General features: G+C 64.3%; 19 protein-coding genes. 12 read left to right on the top strand and 7 right to left on the bottom strand.

Features of this window, described 5'->3' with window-relative positions; genetic code table 11:
- Positions 1 to 6: 6 nt before the first annotated feature.
- The 4 genes from BW994_RS14400 to BW994_RS14385 all read right to left on the bottom strand — a co-directional run bounded on the left by BW994_RS14400 (position 7) and on the right by BW994_RS14385 (position 6,979).
- Positions 7 to 837, bottom strand: a complete 831-nt coding sequence (locus BW994_RS14400; RefSeq protein ID WP_139334124.1) for an ABC transporter substrate-binding protein — start codon at positions 835 to 837, stop codon at positions 7 to 9.
- 117 nt (positions 838 to 954) lie between these two features.
- Positions 955 to 2,625: a purine-cytosine permease family protein gene (locus BW994_RS14395; RefSeq protein WP_029312833.1), complete on the bottom strand. Its 1,671-nt coding sequence runs from the start codon at positions 2,623 to 2,625 to the stop codon at positions 955 to 957.
- A gap of 104 nt (positions 2,626 to 2,729) precedes the next feature.
- Positions 2,730 to 3,620: a response regulator gene (locus BW994_RS14390; RefSeq protein WP_029312834.1), complete on the bottom strand. Its 891-nt coding sequence runs from the start codon at positions 3,618 to 3,620 to the stop codon at positions 2,730 to 2,732.
- Positions 3,617 to 6,979: a hybrid sensor histidine kinase/response regulator gene (locus BW994_RS14385; protein ID WP_029312835.1), complete on the bottom strand. Its 3,363-nt coding sequence runs from the start codon at positions 6,977 to 6,979 to the stop codon at positions 3,617 to 3,619. Before BW994_RS14385 ends, BW994_RS14390 begins: the two co-directional genes overlap by 4 nt.
- A gap of 160 nt (positions 6,980 to 7,139) precedes the next feature.
- Between BW994_RS14385 and fmdA the strand changes: the two genes are divergently transcribed.
- From fmdA to ureG, 11 genes are all read left to right on the top strand, one after another.
- Positions 7,140 to 8,372 carry a formamidase gene (gene fmdA, locus BW994_RS14380; RefSeq protein ID WP_029312836.1) on the top strand — a complete coding sequence of 411 codons (1,233 nt, stop codon included), beginning with the start codon at positions 7,140 to 7,142 and terminating at the stop codon, positions 8,370 to 8,372.
- Between the two features lie 182 nt (positions 8,373 to 8,554).
- Complete coding sequence (locus tag BW994_RS14375; protein ID WP_029312837.1) at positions 8,555 to 8,875, top strand: FmdB family zinc ribbon protein; 321 nt, start codon at positions 8,555 to 8,557, stop codon at positions 8,873 to 8,875.
- 136 nt (positions 8,876 to 9,011) lie between these two features.
- Complete coding sequence (locus BW994_RS14370) at positions 9,012 to 9,521, top strand: hypothetical protein (RefSeq protein ID WP_029312838.1); 510 nt, start codon at positions 9,012 to 9,014, stop codon at positions 9,519 to 9,521.
- 190 nt (positions 9,522 to 9,711) lie between these two features.
- Entirely contained in the window at positions 9,712 to 10,428 is a 717-nt protein-coding gene (locus tag BW994_RS14365; protein WP_162176813.1) for an urease accessory protein UreD, read from the top strand.
- Positions 10,428 to 11,051: a GNAT family N-acetyltransferase gene (locus BW994_RS14360; RefSeq protein ID WP_029312840.1), complete on the top strand. Its 624-nt coding sequence runs from the start codon at positions 10,428 to 10,430 to the stop codon at positions 11,049 to 11,051. The genes BW994_RS14365 and BW994_RS14360 overlap by 1 nt, the downstream gene beginning before the upstream one ends.
- Positions 11,048 to 11,350 (top strand): urease subunit gamma, encoded by a 303-nt coding sequence (locus tag BW994_RS14355; protein ID WP_029312841.1) that lies wholly within the window; start codon positions 11,048 to 11,050, stop codon positions 11,348 to 11,350. Before BW994_RS14360 ends, BW994_RS14355 begins: the two co-directional genes overlap by 4 nt.
- Positions 11,351 to 11,363: 13 nt before the next feature.
- Positions 11,364 to 11,669, top strand: coding sequence for an urease subunit beta (locus BW994_RS14350; protein ID WP_029312842.1), 306 nt, complete (start codon positions 11,364 to 11,366; stop codon positions 11,667 to 11,669).
- The gene (gene ureC / locus BW994_RS14345) at positions 11,669 to 13,375 is read left to right on the top strand and encodes an urease subunit alpha (protein WP_029312843.1); all 1,707 of its coding nucleotides are present in this window, start codon (positions 11,669 to 11,671) and stop codon (positions 13,373 to 13,375) included. The genes BW994_RS14350 and ureC overlap by 1 nt, the downstream gene beginning before the upstream one ends.
- A complete protein-coding gene (locus BW994_RS14340; RefSeq protein ID WP_051657491.1) occupies positions 13,375 to 13,803 on the top strand; it encodes an urease accessory protein UreE in 429 nt (142 codons plus the stop codon). The genes ureC and BW994_RS14340 overlap by 1 nt, the downstream gene beginning before the upstream one ends.
- The gene (locus BW994_RS14335) at positions 13,796 to 14,449 is read left to right on the top strand and encodes an urease accessory protein UreF (RefSeq protein ID WP_211252800.1); all 654 of its coding nucleotides are present in this window, start codon (positions 13,796 to 13,798) and stop codon (positions 14,447 to 14,449) included. The genes BW994_RS14340 and BW994_RS14335 overlap by 8 nt, the downstream gene beginning before the upstream one ends.
- Positions 14,446 to 15,078, top strand: coding sequence for an urease accessory protein UreG (gene ureG / locus BW994_RS14330; RefSeq protein ID WP_051657492.1), 633 nt, complete (start codon positions 14,446 to 14,448; stop codon positions 15,076 to 15,078). Before BW994_RS14335 ends, ureG begins: the two co-directional genes overlap by 4 nt.
- A gap of 16 nt (positions 15,079 to 15,094) precedes the next feature.
- Here the strand turns inward: ureG and BW994_RS14325 are convergent, their stop codons facing one another.
- The 3 genes from BW994_RS14325 to tkt are packed head-to-tail and all read right to left on the bottom strand — an operon-like array spanning position 15,095 to position 19,366.
- Positions 15,095 to 16,282: a phosphoglycerate kinase gene (locus BW994_RS14325; RefSeq protein ID WP_029312847.1), complete on the bottom strand. Its 1,188-nt coding sequence runs from the start codon at positions 16,280 to 16,282 to the stop codon at positions 15,095 to 15,097.
- Positions 16,282 to 17,295, bottom strand: a complete 1,014-nt coding sequence (gene gap / locus BW994_RS14320) for a type I glyceraldehyde-3-phosphate dehydrogenase (RefSeq protein ID WP_029312848.1) — start codon at positions 17,293 to 17,295, stop codon at positions 16,282 to 16,284. The genes BW994_RS14325 and gap overlap by 1 nt, the downstream gene beginning before the upstream one ends.
- Before the next feature lie 34 nt (positions 17,296 to 17,329).
- Positions 17,330 to 19,366, bottom strand: a complete 2,037-nt coding sequence (tkt, locus tag BW994_RS14315; RefSeq protein WP_029312849.1) for a transketolase — start codon at positions 19,364 to 19,366, stop codon at positions 17,330 to 17,332.
- A 330-nt stretch (positions 19,367 to 19,696) separates the two neighbouring features.
- Here tkt and BW994_RS14310 point away from each other — a divergent pair, with 330 nt between their 5' ends.
- Positions 19,697 to 21,559: an ABC transporter ATP-binding protein gene (locus tag BW994_RS14310; RefSeq protein WP_029312850.1), complete on the top strand. Its 1,863-nt coding sequence runs from the start codon at positions 19,697 to 19,699 to the stop codon at positions 21,557 to 21,559.
- Positions 21,560 to 21,639 lie beyond the last annotated feature (80 nt).

The following is a 21,639-nucleotide window of genomic DNA, read 5'->3' as shown; positions in this document are numbered from 1 at the left end:
CGGCGCTCAACCACCGGCCGGCTTGAGCATGTCGATTCCGAGATCCCATTTCTTGAAGATCGTCGCATAGGTGCCGTTCTTCATCATTGTGGCGAGCGATGCCGACAGCGCCTGGTTGAGCGCGGTCTCGTTCTTGCGCAGGCCGATCCCGGTTGCGATCTTGAAATAGGGTGGCCCACCCATGGCGAACTGGCCGGGTACCTTGTGCACGTAGTAGCGCGCGGTCTCGTAGGCCACGCCATAAGCCGCGACCTGGCCGAACTGCAATTGCTGCAAGGCCTGGGTGTTTTCCGGAAACGCGACAATGTCGATCGGCGTCTTGCCAGCCGCTTTCAGAGCCACGTTTGCCTTGTCGAGCAGCACCGTCGCCGTGGTGCCGGTCACGGTTGCCACTTTCTTGCCCGACAATGCCTCGAGGTCGGGCACTTTCGGCGCGCCGGGTTTGAGCAGCACCGCTTCGTGCGAGAACATATAGGGAATCTCATCGATCACCTGCAGGCGCGATTTCTTGATGAACAGCTGCGAAATGATCGCGTCGCAATGATCGGCGAGCAATGCGGGGATCAACCCGGCAAACGGCATGTTGATATACACCGCATTCAGCCCGAGGCTCTTGGCCAGCGCATCGCCAAGGTCGATGTCGACACCTTCAGGTTTCGTCTGCGGGCTCATGAACTCCATCGGCGGCAGGTTGATCGCGCTGCAGTAGCGGATGGTCTTCGACTTCATCATGGCCGGCGGTAGCGCCGCTTGCGCCGCCTGCAACCCGATCGCCGCGAGCCCCAGCGAAACCGCCGCCGCCACGACGACCGATCGTCCTTTCGTCACGTCAAGCATTTATCACTCCTGATCTGATCCACACGATAATCACCAAACGGCATCGCAAGAAGCGTGCCGCAAACGAACGGGCCGGATGCTGCCATCCGGCCCGCGTTACTCAATCGAATTCGCCGATCACGTCACCGAAGGCGCGCCGAAGGTGAGCGCCGGAGAGACGTCCGGTTTCTTGCACATATCGCCGCAATCGCTGTCCAGCGAGCAGCAGAGAGAGCAGATGCTGCCGGCATGGAACGGGCAGGTCGTCATGTCCTGCTTTTCGTACTCATAGCCGCAGGACACGCAGTTGAGGGTGCTGTGATCGCTACCAGAAACATAGGGCGCTGTACGAGCGATGTAGTATTTGCCTTTGGTCGCGATCGCGATGATCGGCGAGGCGACGAAGGCGACACCGAGTGCGATGAAGGAGGAGAAGGCGGCGGCGTAGGCACCGAATACTCCGAAGAACGCGGCAACCGAAATGATCGAGGCGATCACCATGGCGCCGAAGCCAACCGGGTTGAAGTTGTACAGATGCGCGCGCTTGAACTCGATGTAGGACGGGCTGAGCTTCAGCAGCGGCTTGTTGATCACGAGGTCGGCGACCACCGCACCGATCCAGGCGACCGCGACGTTCGAGTAGAATCCAAGGATCTTGCCCAGGAAGCTGAACATGTTGGCTTCCATCAAGGTCAGCGAAATGCCGATGTTGAGGAAGATGTAGACGATGCGGCCCGGATGGGCGTGCAGCAGGCGCGAGAAGAAGTTCGACCACGACAGCGAACCCGAATAGGCGTTGGTCACGTTGATCTTGATCTGCGAGAGGATGACGAAGAAGGTTGCGACCGAAATCGCGACCATGCCGGCGCCGAACATGGCGGTGAAACCGGCGTGATACATCTGGATCGGTTCATTGGCCTTGGCCAGCGGCGTACCGTGGTTGAACGCGACCGAGGCGAAGAACGAGCCCATCAACTGCTTCGCCGCACCAAGAATGACCCAGCCCGGACCGGCGCCGAGCACGGCGAGCCACCAGCCGATCGAGTTATGCTTGGTCTTGTCCGGCATGAAGCGGAGATAGTCCGCCTGTTCGCCGATCTGCGCGATCAGCGACAGCGCAATACCGGCCGCGGCACCGAACAGCAGCGGGTTGAACGCGGTGCCGGAGGGCGAGGACCCGGCAAAGCTGGTCCACTGGCTGATCGCGTGCGGATCGACCGCAAGCACCGCGATCGGCGGTGAGAACAGCAGGAATAGCCACAAAGGCTGGGTCCAGGTCTGGAGTTTCGACAGCAGCGTCATGCCGAAAGCGACCAGCGGGATGATCATCAGCGAGCCGATGGCGTAGCCGATCGGCAGCGGAATACCGAAATACAGGTTGAACGCCTGCGCCATGATCGAACCTTCGAGGGCGAAGAAAATGAAGGTGAAACTGGCATAGATGACCGAAGTAATGGTCGAACCCAAATACCCGAACCCCGCACCGCGGGTCAGCAGATCAACGTCGACATTGTATTTCGCGCAGTAATACGCAATCGGGATGCCGGTGAGGAAAATCACCGTCGCGGCGGCGAGAATGCCGTAGAATGCGTTGGTGAAGCCATACTGCACCGCCAGCGATCCGCCGATCGCCTGATCCGCCAGATAGGCGATGCCGCCGAGGGCCGCCGAGAACACCGCATATTGCGACCAGGTTCGGAAACTCTTGGGCGCATAGCGTAGCGAATAGTCCTCAATGACCGGATTACTGACAAAGCGGTTGAATTTTCGTTTCGGCTTGGTGGCGCCGTCGGGCATGACGATCGACATGGTTGCACCTTTCGAGGGACAGAGATTACCAAATAGTAAAATCATCTGGCCATGTATGGCCCTCGCAAAGGAATGCGGCTTATCGCGCGCTACCCTACGCGAAGCTACGTAGAGCCGAGTGCGCGCATCGCAATCGCCACCGCCGAAGCGCGGTTTTCGACCCCGAGTTTGACGTATATTTGTTCCAGATGCTTATCGACCGTGCGGGGGCTGACCGTCAAAATCGCCCCGATGTCGCGGTTCGACTTGCCGCGCGCCAGCCAGAACAGCACCTCCGCCTCGCGCGGCGTCAGCGCCGCATGGGTGCGCAACCGCGCGAGATCGGCCTCGACATCCTGCTGCGTGATCCGCAACAAAAACTCATCGGGTCCGATCTGGCCGAGCAGCGCGATCTCGACCACGCGGTCCGCCAGATCGAGCATCTGCGTCTCGCTGGTGATCTCGCGCGCGATCCGCTCGGCGAGCCAGGACGCAATCGCCGCCGGCAAGGGCTCGCCGGTGCCAAGCCCCGCGAGTTTCGCCGCCTGGCGCGTGCTCCATAATATTTTGCCGCGCCGGTCGCACGCGAGCAGAAACCGCCCCGCCGCATCCATCGCCGCCTGCACGCTGCGGGTGAGCCCGGCATTGGCCAGATGCACCTTCAGCCGCGCCGCCACCTCGTCCGGTCGCACCGGTTTGGTCACGTAATCGACACCGCCGGCCTGCAAGCCATCGATCACGTGATTGGTCTCGGCCAGCCCGGTCATGAAAATCACCGGCACCAGCGCGCAGGCGGGGAGCTGTTTGATGCGGCGGCAGGTCTCGAACCCATCGATCCCCGGCAGCATCGCATCGAGCAGCACGGCATCGGGGGTGATGCGGCCGATGATGCTCAGCGCCATCTCGCCCTGCAACGCGACCAGCACGTTATAGCCGGCCGCCTCCAGCGTTTCGGTCAGCAAGCCGAGCATCGCCGGATCATCATCGACGACGAGAATGGTGGGGCGGAAATTCATGCGGCGTCCCGATCGAGGTCGGCGAGTGCGGCGATCAACTCCGGCAGGCGGAACTCATCGAGCAGGCGGCGCAGTTCGCCTAACACCGGTGCTGCCCCAGGGTCGGTGGCGGTCAATTCATCGATCCGCTCGCGCAATGGCCGCACGAACCCGATTTCAGCGAGACGGCGCAACTCACCGGCATACGGCACCAGACGCATCGAGGCTGGCACAGCATCCGTTGCAACCATCGGCATCGTCATCCCGGTTTCCCAGTCGAGCCCGAGCAGCCTGCCGATGTCCGCCACCAACTGCCGCAGATCGACCGGCTTGACTAACAGCGCATCGAACGGCGAGTCCCCCGCGCGTAATCGCGCAACCTCACCCGCATCGGCCGAAACCAGGATCATCGGCGTCGATTGATGCCCGGCCGCGCGCAGCCGATGCGCCAGCGAAACGCCATCGCCATCCGGCATCGTCAGATCGAGAATGAACAGATCGGGCGATGTCGATTGCGCGAGATCGAGGCAGGAGCGGATATCCGGTGCGGAGAGCACCGTAAATCCCAGCGGCGTCAGCGCATCCTCCAGCAAGGCGCGGTGGGTCGCGTTGTCATCGGTCACCAGCACGCGCTTGCGCGCACCGGCATAGCCCGTCACCGCCGGGCGCGGCGGCGCAATCGCCACCCCACGAGCCCGGTGCGACAGCATCAGCCGCACGGTAAAGATGCTGCCCCGGCCAAGCTCGGACGTCACGCTGATATCGCCGCCCAAAATCTGCGCGAGCAGCTTGGTGATGGTCAGCCCGAGCCCGATGCCGGGCGGCGCCGCGCCGGCCTTGGGCGCGATCCGTTCGAACGGCTCGAAAATCCGCGCCCGATGCTCCGGCGCGATGCCCGGCCCGGTATCGCTGATGGTGAACTCCGCCACCTGCCCCGGCACCCGCACGGCGAGCCGCACCTCGCCGGTGGTGGTGAATTTGATCGCGTTGGACAGCAGATTGATCAGAATCTGGCGCAACCGCGTCGGGTCGGTCGTCACGGTTTCAGGCAGGGTCTGCGGACAATCGAACACGAAGCCGATCCCGCGCGCCTCGGCCTGGTGGCGGAACATGTCGGCGATCTGGCTGAGGAAATCATAGAGCCGGATGTCGCGCCGCTCGATCTCGATCCGCCCGGCCTCGATTTTCGCGATATCCATCAGCCCTTCGATCAGCCCGGACAGATGCTCGCCGGAGCGCCGGATCACCCGCAGCGCATGGCGGCGTTTTTCCGGAATCGTCGGGTCAACCTCGAGCAATTGCGCATACCCCAGAATCGCATTGAGCGGCGAGCGCAATTCATGGCTGATGCCGACCACGAAACGGCTCTTGGCCAGATTGGCCGATTCCGCCGCCTCGCGCGCGCGCGCCAATTGGGCATCGGTGCGCTTGTGCGCGGCAATCTCGGCGAGCAGCAGGCGGGTCTGCTGCGCGGTCTCGCCCTCTGCGGCACGGCGGGATTCCCGCGCCAGCACGCCGAGCCACGCGACCACGCCGGCCACGATCGCGAGCAGCAGAAACGCCCGCCACAGCGCCCGCGCGAGCAGCGCGGACGAGGCAGGATCGGCCGGACCCGCGATGCCGTACAGCGCCGCGAGCAGGCCGCCGAGCAGCAGCACCGCGACCGCGAACACGAAGGCAAACCGCAGCGTCGCCGGCGACAGGCGGCGATAGATCGAGGCCGGCAGTGCGGCTTTGAAAACGGCGGATAGCTGCATCCCATACCGCCCCTGCGGCTTGCACGCATCATGGCAGCGCGCCTCGAGCGTGCAGCACAGCGAGCAGATGGGTGCTGCATAGACCGGGCAATGCGCCATGTCCTGGCCCTCGAACGCATTGGCGCAGACCACGCACACGCGCGACGCCGTGCCCTGCCACGATTTGCGCGGCTTACGCGCGAGGTAGAACCGCCCACGGGTCAATGCCGCGATCGCCGGGGCCGCGCCGATTGCGATCACCAGCGCCACGATCGGGGCAAACGCGCGCGCCACCGGCCCGAGCAACCCGCCCATCGCCGCGCTGCCGAGCAGCACGGCCAGCCCCATCGCGCCAAGCCCAACCGGATTGATGTCGAACAGATGCGCCCGCTTGAACTCGATGCGCGCGGGCGCCAGCCCGAGCGGCTTGGCGATCGCCAGATCACCGAAAATCGCCCCCACCCAGGCGCAGGCGAGCACGGCATAGAACGCCAGAATATGCTCGATCGCCCGATAAATCCCCAACTCCATCAACATCAGGGCGATCGCCACGTTGAAGAACACCCACACGATTCGCCCGGGATGCCGATGGGTCAGGCGCGAGAAGAAATTGGACCATGCGATCGACCCGGCATAGGCGTTGGTGACGTTGATTTTCAACTGCGCGACCAGCACCAGCGCCACGGTCAGCGGAATCACCAGGAACGCCAATCCGTGCGGCAGAACGAGGCCCCAGGCGGCGCGGTACATCATCACCGGCTGCCCCGCTTCGCTGATCGCCGCTCCCGCGCGTACCGCCAGCACCGCCAGCAGCGATCCGGCCGCGAGCTTCACGATGCCCGGCACCACCCAACCCGGCCCGGCGATGATCACCGCGCGCCACCACGCTGCCCGCTCGCCCTGCGCCGGCGGCGGCAGAAACCGCAGGTAATCGACCTGCTCGCCGATCTGCACGATCAACGACACGATCACCGACAGCGCCGCCCCGAAATCGAGCCAGCGGAACCCCGCGCCAAAATGCACCCACGGCCCGAGATCGACCCGCCCGCGCGCGGCCAGCAGCATGATGGCGATCAGCGGCGAAAAATTCAGGACCAGCCAAAGACCGCGCGTGCGCCACTGAAACCGGCTGATGAAGGTGATGCCGAACGCGACCATCGGCAGCACCATGCCGGCTGAAATGATATAGCCGAGCCATTCCGGAATCCCGAGGCAATAGGCCAGCATTCCCGACAGGATGGAGGCTTCGATCGCGAAAAAAATGAAGGTGAACGAGGCATAGATCAACGAGGTGACCGTCGAGCCGAGGTAGCCGAACCCGGCGCCGCGCGTCAGCAGATCGATATCGACGCCGGCCCGCGCCGCGACCAGCGCAATCGGCCCGGCGGTCAGCGCGATGATCAGCCCGGCAATCAGGATCGCCGGCATCGCATTGGCGAAGCCGTAGCGCAGCGTGATCGCGCCGCCGATCGCTTCGAGCGCCAGAAACGCGGTGGCGCCGAACGCGGTATCGGCCACGCGCCCGGCCGAGAATCGCCGCGCACTCAGCGCGGTGAAGCGCAGCGCGTAATCCTCCATCGTTTCGTTCGCAACCCATTGATTATACGAACGACGCGGCGCGGTAATACGTTGGCGCAAAGCCAAACGAGTGTCCCTTTCCATAACGCGACGTCTCTTTCCCTGAGGCCAAGCGGGTCTTCGCCCGCGATGTCGCGCATGCCTATACGCCGAACCCCGTATTCAGCCCGACCCGATTAAGCCGGACGATTGGATGTATCATTGACCGGTTTTTCAGGAGAATGCCATGACGGAAACGTTGATCAAGGTCGATCTCAGCCAATCCCCCTACGAAAACGACATGATCCACAACCGCTGGCACCCGGATGTGCCGATGGTGGCGACCGTGAAACCCGGCGATGATTTCATCCTGCAAACCTATGACTGGACCGGCGGCTTCATCAAGAACGACGAATCCGCCGCCGATGTCCGCGATATCGACCTCACCACCGTCCATTTCCTGTCCGGCCCGATCGCGGTGGAAGGGGCCGAACCCGGCGACCTCCTGGTGGTCGATATTCTCGATATCGGCACCCTGCCCGGCAATGAATGGGGCTTCAACGGCTTCTTCTCGAAAAACAACGGCGGCGGGTTTCTGACCGATTATTTCCCCCAGGCGCAGAAATCGATCTGGGACATCAAGGGAATGTTCACCTCCTCGCGCCATATCCCCGGCGTGCGGTTCGCGGGCCTGGTCCACCCCGGCCTGATCGGCTGCCTGCCCGACCCCTCCCTGCTCGCGACCTGGAACAAGCGCGAGGTCGATTTCATTGCCACCAACCCCACCCGCATCCCGCCGCTGGCCAACGCCCCATTCCCCGGCACCGCGCATATGGGCCGCCTGAAGGGCGAAGCGCGCGACGCCGCCGCAGCAACCGGTGCCCGCACGGTGCCGCCGCGCGAACACGGCGGCAATTGCGACATCAAGGACCTCTCGCGCGGCGCGCGGGTTTATTTCCCGGTCTATGTCAAAGGCGCCGGCCTGTCTGTCGGTGATCTGCATTTCAGCCAGGGCGATGGCGAAATCACCTTCTGTGGTGCGATCGAAATGCCCGGCTGGATCCACCTCGGCATCCACTCGCTGATCAAGGGCGGCGTCGCCAAATACGGCATCAAGAACCCGATCTTCAAACCCAGCCCGATCAAGCCCGACTATAACGACTTCCTGATCTTCGAAGGCATCTCGGTCGATGACCAAGGCGGCCAGCACTATCTCGACGTCTTCGTCGCCTACCAGCAGGCCTGCCTGAACGCGATCAATTATTTGAAAAAATTCGGCTACTCCGGCGCCCAGGCGTACGCCATCCTCGGCACCGCACCCGTCCACGGCCATATCTCCGGCGTCGTCGATATCCCGAACGCCTGCGCGACACTCTATCTGCCGACCGAGATTTTCGATTTCGATATCAATCCGAGCGCGGATGGACCGGTGCCGCGGGATATGGCAGGGTCGGATGTGCTGCTTGCGCCTGATCTCTGACGTTTAGGTAAGGCGAGGACAGCACTTCTTTTTTTGAAAAAAAAGAAGCAAAAAAACTTCTATTTGTTTGGGCCCATGCCTTTGAAAACGCCCGTGCCCCAGATTAAAAAAAGTTTTTTGCTTCTTTTTTACAAAAAAGAAGTGCTTGCTTATCTTCCCTGTCCCTAGCCCACGGAGCCGAAATGCCGGTCTACGAATACGAATGCCCCACCTGCGGCGGTTTCGAAACCATCGCCCCGATCGCCCAATTCGATCAGCCGCAGCCCTGCCCCGATTGCGGCGATGCCGCGCCGCGCGCCCTGCTCTCGGTGCCGATGCTCGCGATCATGGGCTCGGCCCAGCGCCGCGCCTTCGCCACCAACGAGCGCAGCGCCAACGCGCCGGAAACCTCGCGCCGCACCGGCAAGCACCCGGCCAGTTGCGGCTGCTGCAAGCCGGTCGTGCCCAATGCCAATGTCAAGAAATCCTTCCCCGGCAAGCGACCCTGGATGATCGGCCACTGAGCGCGATCAATCCGCCCGGTTTGGCCGGGCCATCAACCATGATATGAGACCGCGTTACTTCGCCAAGGGAAATCATGATATGCGGGCTTCGGCACGACGGGCAGTTCTGAGCGCAATCGTACTGACAGGCGCTGCGGTGATCCTGCCGACCGCCAGCGCCGCGCCATCGTCCGGCCGCTCCCGTTTCGCCGGTGCCTTGTTCGGGAAATCCTGCCTGCAAGCGCCGCCGACCTTTGCATCGGTCGATCAGGCTGCATCGAGCGCCGGCTATCAGGTGTTTCAAAACCGCATGATCGGCGCTGGGGCGCATCAGAAAGAATGGCTTGTTCCGATCATGCCAAAAGCCGCACCTTTGCTTCTGAGCGTCATCAGCGGTCCGTCGCGGAACGGCGCATCGAACATCACAGTCTGTGGCGTCTCTGTGCTGGGCGCATCCGGACCGGGTCTGCAGCAAGCACTCTCGGCGAACCCTCGACTGGGCCGTCCGAGAAAAATCATCGCAGGGCCCCACGGTGGCACCCAGGTCTATTGGGCAGTGCCGTTCGGCGGCGCGACAAAATCGCCAGACGCGCAGGTGATTCTCGCCTACGGTCTTCCGGGAACGCAGCTCGATCAGATCGATTTAATCCTCCAGACCCCCCAATGAAACGCACCAATTGAAGCGCTCCAATGGCAGTGCCGATCGTTCCCTCATTGTCGGTTCCGTGCCCGATAGGTTTTTCGTTCGCCAGTCGTGCGCCCAGCGCGCAGTCGGTCACATCAGATTGAGCGTTCGCCTGCGCGATCAAACGACGGTACTGGACCGCTTGCACCAATCGGGCCCCCTGCGCCTGAGGGTGGTTCGTTCCGAACCCGACACCGCAACCACCGCCATCCTGCTCAACACCGGCGGCGGCATCGCGGGCGGCGATCTCAACCAGATCGATATCACCGCCGCCCCGGGCACCGCGCTCACGCTCAGCAGCCAGGGTGCCGAGCGCATCTACCGTGCCGGCATCGGCGACCTGCCATCGCGCATCACCACGCGCATCGCCATAGGTGCTGCCGCAACACTCGAATATCTGCCGCAGGAAACCATCCTGTTCGACAACGCCGCCCTCAACCGAAGCCTGCGGATCGATCTGGCCGGCTCGGCGCGCTACCTCGGCATCGAATCCCTGATTTTCGGCCGCGCCGCGATGGGCGAAACCATCGCGGCGCTCGACTTGACCGACACGGTGGAACTCCACCGCGACAACGAACTGGTATTCCGCGATTCACTAAAACCACCGCGCGATTTCGCCACAGCACAGACGCATCGCGCGATGTTCGGCGGCGCGAGCGCCATCGCCACCATCCTGCTCGCGGCGCCCGATGCCGCCGCCCATCTCGATGCGGTGCGCGAAGCGGTGGGCGTCAATGATGTTGCCATCACAGCCGGGGCCAGCGCCTGGAACGGCTTGCTTCTGGTGCGGCTTCTGGCACACACTGGCGCGGCGCTGCGGGTAGCCTCGCTGCGCGTCTTGTCGGTCCTGCGTCAGGACCGGCCGATGCCACGGGTATGGGGATGTTGATGGATCTGAATGCACCGCCACCCGCAGGCGCGTTCCGCGCGGTCACGCTCACCGGCGAGCACGTCCGGCTGGAACCGCTGAGCATCGCCCATACTGAGGGGCTGATCGCAGCGGCGCAGGACGGCAGCCTGTGGCGCCTGTGGTACACCGCAATCCCGGCACCCGATTCCATGGCAACCGAAATCCACCGCCGCCTCGCCTTGCAGGAGGCCGGCTCGATGCTGCCTTTCGCGGTGTTCGACGCATCGGGCAAAATCGTCGGCATGACCACCTATATGAACATCGATGCGGTGCACCGGCGGGTCGAGATCGGCTCGACCTGGTATGCCAGACGCGTGCAGAAAACCCCGCTGAACACCGAAGCCAAACGCCTCCTGCTCGGCCACGCGTTCGAGACGCTGCACTGCATCGCGGTCGAGTTCCGCACCCATTTCTTCAACCACCAGAGCCGCCGCGCGATCGAACGGCTGGGTGCCAAGCTCGATGGCGTCCTGCGCCATCATCAGCGCGACAAGGACGGCAATCTGCGCGATACGTGTGTGTACAGCATCACCGCGCCGGAATGGCCGACCGTACGCACCCATCTGCTGTTTCAACTTGCACGCCATGAGCCGGCATCATGAACCTTTCCCCCCGCGAAAAAGACAAACTCCTCATCGCCATGGCCGCCATCGTCGCGCGCCGCCGCCTCGAACGCGGCGTCAAGCTCAACTACCCCGAAGCCATCGCCCTGATCACCGATTTCGTGGTCGAAGGCGCGCGCGACGGAATGAGCGTCGCCGCACTGATGGAACAGGGTGCCCATGTCCTCACCCGCGAACAGGTGATGGGGGGCATCGCCGAGATGATCCCCGATGTTCAGGTCGAAGCGACGTTTCCGGACGGCACCAAGCTGGTCACCGTGCACGATCCGATCCGATGAAGGGAATAGTGCGATGATTCCGGGTGAAATCATGTGTGCCGAGGGTGATATCGAGTTGAACGCCGGCCTCGAAACCCTCACCTTGACCATCGCCAACACCGGCGACCGGCCGATCCAGGTCGGCAGCCACTACCATTTCGCCGAAACCAACGCCGCCCTGCGGTTCGATCGCTCCAAAGCGCACGGCCATCGGCTCGACATCCCGGCCGGCACCGCCATCCGCTTCGAACCCGGCCAGACGCGCGATGTCATCCTCGTGCCGTTGCGCGGCGATCGCATCGTCTACGGGTTGCGCGGCCTGACCGTGGGGGCGCTGTAATGGCCCGGCTTTCCCGCACCGCCTATGCCGACATGTTCGGCCCGACCACCGGCGACCGCATCCGCCTCGCCGATACCGAATTGTTCGCCGAGGTCGAACGCGATTTCACCATCTACGGCGAGGAGGTGAAATTCGGCGGGGGCAAGGTGATCCGCGACGGCATGGGCCAGTCCCAGCGCAGCCAGGCCGAGGGTGCGGCGGATACCGTGATCACCAATGCGCTGATCATCGACCATTGGGGCATCGTGAAGGCCGATATCGGCATCACCCAGGGCCGCATCAGCGGCATCGGCAAGGCCGGCAACCCGGACATCCAGCCGCGGGTCACCATTATTATCGGGCCGGGGACCGAAATCATCGCCGGTGAAGGGAAAATCATCACCGCCGGCGGCATCGATGCGCATATCCATTTCATCTGTCCGCAGCAGGTGGAGGAGGCGATTGCGTCGGGCATCACCACCATGCTCGGCGGCGGCACCGGACCCGCCACCGGCACCGCCGCCACCACCTGCACACCGGGCCCGTTCCACCTCGCCCGGATGCTGGAAGCCGCCGAGGGTCTGCCGGTCAATCTCGGCTTCGCCGGCAAGGGCAACGCCTCGCGCCCGGCGGCATTGGAGGAAATGATCCGCGCCGGTGCCTGCGCGCTGAAACTGCACGAAGACTGGGGCACCACCCCCGCCGCGATCGACACCTGCCTTTCGGTGGCCGATGCGTTCGACGTGCAGGTGATGATCCATTCGGACACGCTGAACGAAAGCGGCTTCGTCGAGGACACCATTGCGGCCTTCAAGGGCCGCACCATCCACGCCTTCCATACCGAGGGTGCCGGCGGCGGCCATGCGCCGGATATCATCAAGGTCGCCGGCCTGCCTAACGTGTTGCCGAGTTCGACCAACCCGACCCGCCCCTACACGATCAACACGATCGACGAGCATCTCGACATGCTGATGGTGTGTCATCACCTCGATCCGTCGATCCCCGAGGATCTCGCCTTTGCTGAAAGCCGCATCCGCAAGGAGACCATCGCCGCCGAGGATATTCTGCACGATCTCGGCGCGCTTTCGATGATGTCGTCGGACAGTCAGGCGATGGGCAGGATCGGCGAGGTGATCACCCGCACCTGGCAGACCGCGCACAAGATGAAGACCCAGCGCGGGGCGCTCGCGGGCGATGGCGCGGCCGATAACGCGCGGATCAAGCGCTATGTCGCGAAATACACCATCAATCCGGCCATCGCGCACGGGTTGTCGCGCGAGATCGGCTCGGTGGAGGTGGGCAAACTGGCCGATCTGGTGGTCTGGACCCCGGCGTTTTTCGGGGTAAAACCCGATCTGATCGTCAAGGGCGGCAGCATCGCTTTTGCGATGATGGGCGACCCCAACGCCTCGATCCCGACCCCGCAACCGGTCCACGCGCGCCCGATGTTCGGTGCGTTCGGCCGCGCGATCGGCGCCACATGCATCACCTTTGTTTCGCAAGCCGCGATCGACGATGGCATCGCCCAGCGCCTGAACCTCGCGCGGATGATCCGCCCCGTCGTCAACACGCGCGGCGGCATTGGCAAGCGCGACATGATTCATAACAATGCCACCCCGCATATCGAGGTCGACCCCGAAACCTACGAAGTCCGCGCCGATGGCGAAATCCTCACCTGCGAACCGGCCGCCACCCTGCCGATGACCCAGCGCTACTTCCTGTTCTGATGCGCGCCACCGCGGTTCGACCACAGGGCGACTGGCAGCCAGCCGACACCATCACGCTCGACTATCACCATCGTCACCGCCGGCGCATCCGCCTGCGCACCGATGGCGGGGCCGATCTCCTGCTCGACCTTGCCGAGACTACGCATCTCCGCGACGGCGACGGGCTCGATTGCGGCGACGACGGCATCGTCCGCGTCATTGCGGCGACCGAACCGCTCGCCGAAATCACCGGCGATCCTGATCTGCTGGTCCGTCTCGCCTGGCATCTCGGCAACCGCCATCTCGATGTCGCGTTCCGTGGCACCGCCCTGCTGATCCGGTCCGATCACGTGATCGAAGCCATGGTCACCGGCCTCGGCGGCACCATCACGCACAGCGAGGCCGCGTTCGACCCGGAATCCGGCGCCTATGCGCACGATCATGGCTGACGATCTGCTGCATCTGCTCACCTGGCTCTCACCCGCCTTCCCGACCGGCGGCTTCGCCTATTCGCACGGGCTGGAATACGCGGTGGAAGCCAGGGATGTCACCGACGGCGCGATGCTGCGCGAGTGGATCGGCGCTCTGCTACGCTACGGTGCCGGCCGCACCGATGCCATCCTGCTCCGCCACGCCTATCGCGCCGATGATCTGCCGCGCATCGCCGCCTTCGCCGCTGCCTGCGCGCCCACCCGCGAACTCGCCGCCGAAACGCTCAACCAGGGCACCGCCTTCGTCGCCGCCGCGAAACCCTGGCTGCCCCCCGACCTCGCCGCCGTTCTGGCAGCCATCGGCCCGATCGCCTACCCCGTTGCGGTCGGCGCCCTCGCGGGCGCCACCGGTACCGATCAGGAGGCGACCACCATCGCCTATCTGCACGCCTGGTGCGCCACTCTGGTCTTGGCCGGCGTGCGGCTGATCCCGCTCGGCCAGAGCGCCGGCCTTGCCGTGCAGGCCGCACTCGAACCGATCATCCGCGCCATCGCCGAGCAGACCCGCGGTGCCGAGCTGGACGATATCGCCGCCTGCTGCATCGCCGCCGACATTGGCTCGATGCGCCATGAAACCCAATACACGAGGTTATTCCGCTCATGAGTGAAACCGCCCTGCACCACAAAACCAAGACCGCGCTGCGGGTAGGCGTCGGCGGCCCGGTCGGCTCCGGCAAGACCGCACTGATGGACGCGCTGTGCCGCGCCTTTCGCGACCGGTTCGACATCGCGGCGATCACCAACGACATCTACACCAAGGAAGACGCCGAGTTCCTCACCCGCGCCGGCTCGCTGGTGCCCGAACGCATCCTCGGCATCGAAACCGGCGGCTGTCCGCATACCGCCATCCGCGAGGATGCCAGCGCCAACCTCGCCGGCGTTGCCGATCTGCAGCACCGCTTTCCGGGCCTTGATCTCATCCTGATCGAATCCGGCGGCGACAACCTAGCCGCCACCTTCAGCCCCGAACTCGCCGATATCACGCTCTATGTCATCGATGTCTCGGCCGGCGACAAAATCCCCCGCAAGGGCGGCCCCGGCATCACCCGCAGCGATCTGCTGGTGATCAACAAGATCGACCTTGCTCCCATGGTCGGCGCCGATCTCGGCGTGATGGACCGCGATGCCAAACGCATGCGCGGCGAACGCCCCTTCGTGTTCGCCAATATCCGCGCGGGCCGGGGCGTCGCCGAGATCGCCGATTTCATCGTCCGAACCGGCGGCCTCGGCTGAGGCGGCGGCGAACGCCTCAGGCCGTGAGGACCGCAACCCCCGGCAGCGCCTTGCCTTCCATCCATTCCAGAAAGGCCCCGCCGGCGCTCGACACATAGGTCATCCGCTCGATGATCCCGGCCTGTTTCAGCGCGGCCACGGTATCGCCGCCGCCGCCCACCGAAATCATGCCGGAATCGGTCGCCGCCGCCACCGCGGCCGCGAGGCGCATGGTCGCGGCCTCGAACGGCGGCGTTTCGAACGCGCCCAGCGGGCCGTTCCAGATCAGCGTTTTCAGGCGCTTGATCGCCTGGATGATCGCATCCGTGGTCGCTGGCCCGACATCGAGCGCCATGGCATTCGCCGGCACCGCCTGGGCCGGGACCACCTGGGTCGCCGGATTGGCCGCGAAGGTTTCGCTCACCACGAAATCGACCGGCAGCAGGATCTGGCAATCATGCGCCGCCGCCGCCGCCATGATGTCGCGCGCCGTCTGGTGCAGCGCGGGTTCCTGCAAGGATTTGCCAAGCTCTGCCCCTTGCGCGGCCAGGAACGTGTTCGCCATCGCCCCGCCGATCACCAGCAGATCGACCTTGGTGATCAGATTGGTCAGCAGATCGAGCTTGGTGGACACTTTCGACCCGCCGACGATCGCCCCCACCGGCCGCGCCGGCGTGCCCAGCGCCGCGTTCAGCGCATCGAGCTCCGCCTGCATCAGCCGGCCGGCATAGGCGGGCAGCAGCCGCGCGATCCCCTCGGTCGTCGCATGGGCGCGGTGTGCGGCGGAAAACGCGTCATTGACGAACATTTCGCCATGCGTCGCGATCAGCGTGGCGAGCGCGACATCATTCGCCTCCTCGCCGGCGTAGAAACGGGTGTTTTCCAGCACCAGCACATCGCCGTTGCGCATCGCGGCGACCGCGCGCGCCACCGGCTCGCCGACGCAATCATCCACGAAGCCGATCGCGCGGCCGAGCACCTCGCCAAGGGCCGCGGCAACCGGACGGAGCGACATGCTCTCCACCCGCTTGCCCTGCGGCCGATCGAAATGCGACAGCACGATGACCTTGGCACCCTTGCCGGACAACTCGACGATGGTGGGCGAGAGGCGTTCCAACCTGGTCAGATCGGTAATTCTGCCATCGCGCAACGGCACGTTCAGATCCGCGCGCAGCAGCACGCGCTTGCCCGCAACCGCCACCCCGTCGAGCGTCCGGTACGCCATTACAGCGACCCGAACAGCGCCGCGGTATCGCTCATCCGGTTCGAGAACCCCCATTCATTGTCGTACCAGCCCATCACGCGCGCCAGCGCATGATCGACCACGGCGGTCTGCGGCGCATCGAAGCTGCACGAGAACGCGACATGGTTGAAATCCGAACTCACCAGCGCCTCGGTCGAATAATCCAGAATACCCTTGAGCTTGCCCTCGCTCGCCGCCTTCATCGCCGCGTTGATCTCGTCCTTGCTCGCGTGTTTCTTCAAATTCACATCGAGCGAGACCAGCGACACGTTCGGCGTCGGCACGCGGATGGCGGTGCCGTCCAGTCTGCCCGCCAACTCCGGCAGCACCAGCCCGACCGCCTTGGCCGCACCGGTCGAGGTCGGGATCATCGACAGCGCGGCCGCCCGCGCCCGGTGGCGGTCCTTGTGCAGCGTATCCACCGTCTTCTGATCGCCGGTATAGGAGTGGATCGTCACCATATAACCGCGCTCGATGCCGAACGCCTCGTGCAGCACCATCGCCATCGGTGCGAGGCAGTTGGTGGTGCAGGACGCGTTGGAAATGATCGTCATGTCCTTGGTCAGCGTCTGGTGATTGACGCCGTAGACGATCGTCGCATCCACCCCATCCGCCGGTGCGGAGACCAACACCTTGCGCGCCCCCGCCTCGATCAGCTTGGCCGCCGCATCGCGCTTGGTGAACAGCCCGGTGCACTCCATCGCCACATCGACGCCCTGCAACGGCACCTTCGCCGGATCGCGCTCGGCCGAAACCCTGATCGGCGCATAAATCCGCCCGGCGTGGGAAATGACCAGGCTGTCGCCCTTGACCTCGACATGACCGGGAAACCGCCCATGCACCGAATCATAGCGCAACAGATGCGCATTATCCTCGACGCTGCCCAGATCGTTGATCAGCACGCATTCGATATCGGTCCGCCCGCTTTCGATCATCGCGCGCAGCAGCAACCGACCGATGCGACCAAAACCATTGATCGCGACTTTGACAGCCATTCGTTAAGCCTCCGTTAAAAACCCAGAAATCCCGTTATAGTTTCGCCTTGACGGCGGCAACCGTCGCCTCCGGCGTGATGCCGAAATGCTTGTACAAATCCGCCTCCGGCGCGCTCGCGCCGAACCCGTGCATACCGATGAACGTGCCGCTATCCCCCAGCAGCCGCTCCCAGCCGAAGCCGCTCGCCGCCTCGATGCCGATGCGCGGCGCCTCGCCCAGCACTTCCATCCGGTAGCCATGATCCTGGCGCGCCAGCAATTCGAAACTCGGCACCGAGGCAACCGCCACCCCGATCCCCTCGGCCGCCAGCATCGCCTGCGCCTTGATCGCGATCGACACTTCCGATCCGGTGGCGATCAGCGTCGCGCGCCGCGCCCCGGTGGCACCCTTCACAATATAGCCACCCCGCGCCGACAGATTCTCCGCACCATGGTCGCGCGGCAGCGCCGGCATCGCCTGGCGGCTCAACACCAGCAGCACCGGCCCGTCCTTGTGGTGCATCGCGATGTCCCAGCACTCGGCGGTCTCCATCGCATCGCCCGGGCGCAGCACCAGCACGTTCGGCATCGCGCGGAACGACGCCAGATGCTCGATCGGCTGATGCGTCGGCCCATCGGCGCCAAGGCCGATACTGTCGTGCGTCAGCACGAAAATCGAACGCGCCTTCGAAATCGCCGCCAGCCGGATCGCCGGGCGGCAGTAATCGCTGAACACGAAAAACGTGCCGCCGTAGGGAATAATACCGCCATGCAGCGCCAAGCCGTTCAGCGTCGTCGCCATGCCATGCTCGCGCACGCCGTAATGGACATAGCGCCCGGCATAATCGCCCGGCACGCAGGTCCCCATCGACTTGACGAAGGTGTTGTTCGACGGCGTCAGATCGGCCGAACCGCCGACCATTTCGGGCACCACCGGCACGATCGCCTCGAGCGCCATCTGGCTCGCCTGGCGTGTCGCGATATTCGGCTTGGTCTCCGCGATCTTGGCGCGCAGCCCATCCATCGCGTCCGCATAGGCCGCCGGCAATTCGCTCGCCATCGCGGCATCGAACTCGGCGCGCCGGTTGCTGCTCGCCATCCGCTTCAGCCACGCGCGCCGCGGCGCCGCACCCTTGGCGCCCGCCGCGCGCCACGGCGTCAGAATATCCTCAGGCACGGTAAACGGCGGCGCGGTCCAGCCCAGCAGCGCCTTCGCCCCGGCCGCCTCGTCGGTGCCGAGCGGCGAGCCATGCGTGCCCGACGTTCCCGCCTTATGCGGCGCGCCGAACCCGATGATGGTCTTGCACGCGATCAGCGTCGGCTTGCGGCTGCGCATCGCCCATTTGATCGCATCCTCGATCGCGGCCGGGTCATGCCCGTCGATCCGCCGCGCCGCCCAGCCGTACCCGATGAAGCGCTTGACCACGTCATCGGTCATCGCAATCTCGGTGCCGCCGTCGATCGAGATCGAATTATCGTCATACAGCACGGTCAGCTTATTGAGCGCCAGATGCCCCGCGATCGCGCAGGCCTCGTGCGAAACACCCTCCATCATGTCGCCGTCCGAGGCGATCACCCAGGTCCGGTGATCCACCAGCGATTTGCCGAACCGCGCCGCCAGCATCTTCTCCGCCAGCGCAAAACCCGTCGCGGTTGAAATCCCCTGCCCGAGCGGCCCGGTCGTCATCTCGATCGCCGGATGCTCATGGCGCTCCGGATGCCCCGCGGTGGTCGACCCCAGCGTACGGAACGCCTTCAGATCGTTGATCGACATATTCTCATAGCCGGTCAGATGCAGCAGGCTGTACAGCAGCATCGAGCCATGGCCCGCCGAGAGAATGAACCGGTCGCGATCAGCCCAATGCGGGTCGGCCGCGTCGTATTTCATGAATTTGGTCCACAGCACCGTCGCCACATCGGCCATGCCGAGCGGCATGCCGGGATGGCCGTTCTTGGCAGCCTCCACCCCATCGATCGACAGGGCGCGCACGGCATTGGCCAACATCCGCGTCTCGGTCATCGGGCGCGCGAGCACCTCTTTCTGACGGGCGAGCGCAAGCTCGTTGCTGGCGTGGTCGCTGCTGCTGGCCATGTTGATCCTCCTGTTGGGAAATCTCTTACGGTGCGCCGGAGACCTCGGCAAGATATGATTTACATACATTCAATATGAATGAATGTGACGAAAACCGGCCGCGATCGGCTCTGCTTAGCGTTGGCATCCGCCTCCGCCAGTTCAAGCCAAACTCCCGTGACCCGATCACGAAATTGCGACAGCGCCCCCCACGGCAGTATTTTATGACCGTCCTGAAGCCGCAAAGCTCCCAAACAACCATCCGCAAGCCGCTGAAAGACAGAAAATAATTGCCGCTCCCACCGCCATTTTTTGCTTGACGCTACCCGGCCGCGGCGGCGATCAACCCCGATGTTTTCATTTTTCGAACACCTGCTCAACCCGACCGCGCGCCCACCCCACCGCCCCTTGCCGGTCCAGGGCGAACCCCGCGCGCTCGGCCGGTTCTATGTCCATTTTCTTCGCCAGGCACCCTGGCTGATTGCCGGGCTGTTCGTCTCGGGCATCATGGTCGCCGGGCTCGACCTCACCCTGCCGCTGTTCATCGGCCAGATCACCAGCATGCTGTCCCACACGGCGCCGCAGAACCTGCTCGCGCTCCACTGGCGCATCCTCGCGCTGATGGGCTTCGTCGTGCTGATCCTCCGCCCGACCGCGCGGCTGATGCAGGATCTGTTCACCAACCAGGCGATCAACCCCGGCCTGACCAACCTGATCCGCTGGCAGAACCACTTCCATCTGGTGCGCCAAAGCTGGAGTTTCTTTCAGAACGATTTCGCCGGCCGCATCGCCAACCGCGTCATGCAGACCGGCCCCGCCCTGCGGGAATCGATGGTGATGACCACCAACGCCGTCTGGTACTTCATCGTCTACGGCACCGCCGCCATCCTGCTGCTCAGCCACGCCGACTGGCGGCTCGGCCTGCCCATCCTGACCTGGCTGATCGCCTATGCCGGCCTGATGGTCTTCACCGTGCCGCGCCTGCGCGAACGCTCGCGCGGCGTGTCCGAGGCACGCTCGGCCCTGACCGGGCGCATCGTCGACAGCTACACCAACATCCTGACCGTCAAACTCTTCGCCCGCTCGTCGGATGAAGATTCCTTCGTGCAGGAAACCGTCGATAACCATACCCGGATCTTCCGCCGCCAGACCCGCATGGTCACCGGCTGGATCTTCTCGCTCACCGTGCTGAACGCGCTGATGGTCGCCGGCACCGGCACCGTCGCCATCGCGCTCTGGGTCCACGGCAAAATCGGCCTCGCCGCCGTCGCCACCGCCCTGCCGATGGCCTGGAACATGGCGAATTTCTCGGGCTGGATTTCAATGAGCATCTCGGCCATCTTCGAAAACCTCGGCGTCGTGCAGGACGGCATGCGCTCGATCGCCCAACCCCGCCAGATGGGCGACGCACCCGATGCCATCCCCTTCAAATTCCACCGGGGCCTGATCAAATTCGAGCACGTCACCTTCGACTACGGCCGCATCCGTGAAAAAGGCGCGCGCGGCGGCGTGCTGCACGATCTCTCGCTCGATATCCAGCCCGGCGAACGCGTCGGCCTGATCGGCCGCTCCGGCGCCGGCAAATCCACCCTGGTCAACCTGCTGCTCCGCTTCCACGACCCCGCCACCGGCCGCATCACCATCGATGGCCAGGATATCAAATCCCTCACCCAGGAATCCCTCCGCGGCGCCATCGGCATGGTGACGCAGGATACCTCGCTGCTGCACCGCTCGATCGCCGAAAACATCCGCTACGGCCGCCCCGAAGCCACCATGCAGGACGTGCTCGACGCCGCCCGCGAAGCCCACGCCCTCGAATTCATCGAGGAACTCGAAGACTGGGACGGTCGGCGCGGCTTCGATGCCCATGTCGGTGAACGCGGCGTCAAACTGTCCGGCGGCCAGCGCCAGCGCATCGCCATCGCCCGCGTCATCCTCAAGGACGCACCCATCCTGGTGCTCGACGAAGCGACCTCGGCGCTGGATTCCGAAGTCGAAGCCGCCATCCAGGAACAACTCGCCGGCTTGATGGAAGGCCGCACCGTCATCGCCATCGCCCACCGCCTCTCGACCATCGCACGCATGGACCGCCTGATCATCCTCGACGCCGGCCGCATCGTCGAACAAGGCAAACACGAGGAATTGCTTGCGCGCGGCGGGATTTATGCGAATCTCTGGCGCCGGCAGTCGGGGGCTATGCAGATCGATGCGTAGATGAAAAAGTAAGGCGTTCTTTTTTGAAAAAAAGAACCAAAAAACTTTTACGAATCAGGGACGCTCGCCACGGCCAATGC

It is taken from the genome of Acidiphilium rubrum (genome assembly GCF_900156265.1).
Lineage (GTDB): Bacteria > Pseudomonadota > Alphaproteobacteria > Acetobacterales > Acetobacteraceae > Acidiphilium > Acidiphilium rubrum.
Note: the sequence above shows the minus strand (reverse complement) of the source record. Positions and strands in the feature narration are given on the sequence as shown.

Bases quoted from the DNA above. Each gene is read 5' to 3' on its own strand.
- BW994_RS14400 (WP_139334124.1), bottom strand. From the start codon at position 837: ATGCTTGACGTGACGAAAGGACGATCGGTCGTCGTGGCGGCGGCGGTT.
- BW994_RS14395 (WP_029312833.1), bottom strand. From the start codon at position 2,625: ATGTCGATCGTCATGCCCGACGGCGCCACCAAGCCGAAACGAAAATTC.
- BW994_RS14390 (WP_029312834.1), bottom strand. From the start codon at position 3,620: ATGAATTTCCGCCCCACCATTCTCGTCGTCGATGATGATCCGGCGATG.
- fmdA (WP_029312836.1), top strand. From the start codon at position 7,140: ATGACGGAAACGTTGATCAAGGTCGATCTCAGCCAATCCCCCTACGAA.
- BW994_RS14375 (WP_029312837.1), top strand. From the start codon at position 8,555: ATGCCGGTCTACGAATACGAATGCCCCACCTGCGGCGGTTTCGAAACC.
- BW994_RS14360 (WP_029312840.1), top strand. From the start codon at position 10,428: ATGGATCTGAATGCACCGCCACCCGCAGGCGCGTTCCGCGCGGTCACG.
- BW994_RS14355 (WP_029312841.1), top strand. From the start codon at position 11,048: ATGAACCTTTCCCCCCGCGAAAAAGACAAACTCCTCATCGCCATGGCC.
- BW994_RS14350 (WP_029312842.1), top strand. From the start codon at position 11,364: ATGATTCCGGGTGAAATCATGTGTGCCGAGGGTGATATCGAGTTGAAC.
- ureC (WP_029312843.1), top strand. From the start codon at position 11,669: ATGGCCCGGCTTTCCCGCACCGCCTATGCCGACATGTTCGGCCCGACC.
- BW994_RS14340 (WP_051657491.1), top strand. From the start codon at position 13,375: ATGCGCGCCACCGCGGTTCGACCACAGGGCGACTGGCAGCCAGCCGAC.
- BW994_RS14335 (WP_211252800.1), top strand. From the start codon at position 13,796: ATGGCTGACGATCTGCTGCATCTGCTCACCTGGCTCTCACCCGCCTTC.
- ureG (WP_051657492.1), top strand. From the start codon at position 14,446: ATGAGTGAAACCGCCCTGCACCACAAAACCAAGACCGCGCTGCGGGTA.
- BW994_RS14325 (WP_029312847.1), bottom strand. From the start codon at position 16,282: ATGGCGTACCGGACGCTCGACGGGGTGGCGGTTGCGGGCAAGCGCGTG.
- gap (WP_029312848.1), bottom strand. From the start codon at position 17,295: ATGGCTGTCAAAGTCGCGATCAATGGTTTTGGTCGCATCGGTCGGTTG.
- tkt (WP_029312849.1), bottom strand. From the start codon at position 19,366: ATGGCCAGCAGCAGCGACCACGCCAGCAACGAGCTTGCGCTCGCCCGT.
- BW994_RS14310 (WP_029312850.1), top strand. From the start codon at position 19,697: ATGTTTTCATTTTTCGAACACCTGCTCAACCCGACCGCGCGCCCACCC.